The organism is Delftia tsuruhatensis NBRC 16741, from assembly GCF_001571325.1.
GTDB lineage: Bacteria > Pseudomonadota > Gammaproteobacteria > Burkholderiales > Burkholderiaceae_C > Comamonas > Comamonas tsuruhatensis.
The window spans coordinates 1-1,207 of the sequence record NZ_BCTO01000117.1 but is presented as its reverse complement, the minus strand read 5'-3'; the positions used below and the strand labels follow the sequence as shown (position 1 = coordinate 1,207).

The 1,207-nt window shown below is 60.5% G+C and carries 1 protein-coding gene; it reads left to right on the top strand.

All coding sequences use genetic code 11. The features are described 5' to 3' along the window. Positions 1-44 precede the first annotated feature (44 nt). Positions 45-1,192 (top strand): IS3 family transposase gene (locus DTS01S_RS29195; protein WP_089577556.1). Its coding sequence is split into 2 segments (ribosomal slippage): positions 45-306 and positions 306-1,192, totalling 1,149 coding nucleotides; the frame shifts between segments, so codons are not numbered across the junction. Positions 1,193-1,207: the final 15 nt, after the last annotated feature.

Sequence of the window (1,207 nt, the reverse complement as noted above, 5' to 3'; positions counted from 1 at the left end):
CGATGACACCTTGTTAAGGTGGCAGATGAAACCGGAGGTGGTTAATGGAGAGAAGAAGGACATTCAGTCGCGAGTTCAAACTCGAGGCGGTCAAACTGGTCGTTGAGCGTGGCGTGTCTGTGGCCCAGGCGGCCAAAGACTTGGACGTTCACGAGAACGTGCTGCGCAAGTGGGTGCGTGAGCTGAGGCAGGAGCCTCAGGAGGCGTTCCCTGGTAATGGCAAACAAAAGGCGCAGGATGCTGAGATAGCACGGCTGCACAAGGAAGTGGCCAAGCTCAAGATGGAGCGCGACATATTGAAAAAAGCCGCGGCCTACTTCGCGAAGGAGTCGATGTGAAGTTCGGCTTCGTGGCGAAACACCGAGGGGCCTGGCCGGTCAATCTGATGTGCGAGGCGCTCGGTGTCTCGCGAGGCGGCTTCTACGCCTGGCTCACACGACCCAGGAGCCGGCGTAGCCTCAGCGACGAGGTGCTGGGTGCGCAAGTGCATCAGAGCTTTGTACGCAGCGACCGCACCTACGGCGCACGCCGTGTGTGGCACGACGTGCTGGAACAAGGCCAGACCTGTGGGCTGCATCGTATTGAGCGGCTCATGCGGGAGCAGGCGCTGCGTGCGAGACCGCGAAGGCGTGGACTACCCAAGGACCGTGGCGCGCGTGGTGCTGTGGCTGACAACGTGCTGGACCGTCAGTTCCAGGCAGATGGTCCGAACCAGAAATGGGTGGCCGACTTCACCTATATCTGGACGGCAGAAGGCTGGCTTTACGTAGCTGCGGTACTGGACCTGTACTCCCGTCGAATCGTGGGCTGGTCGATGCAGGAGAGCATGACCTCGCAGCTCGTGGTGGACGCGCTGATGATGGCTGTGTGGCGCCGGGGCAGGCCAGTGGCACTGCTGCACCACTCGGACCAGGGTAGCCAATACACAAGCGAGCACTTCCAGAGGCTGCTGGACGAACAGGGCATCACTTGCAGCATGAGTCGGGCTGGCGAGGTCTGGGACAACTCGGCCATGGAGAGCTTCTTCAGTTCTCTGAAGACCGAGCGCACGGCCCGTAAGGTGTACAGGACACGAGGCCAGGCCCGCTCAGATGTGTTCGACTACATCGAGTGCTTCTACAACCCGACGCGTCGGCATTCGACGCTCGGATATCTCAGTCCCGTACAGTTCGAGCAAGCTCAAGAAGCTTAGGTCGGTGTCAACGAG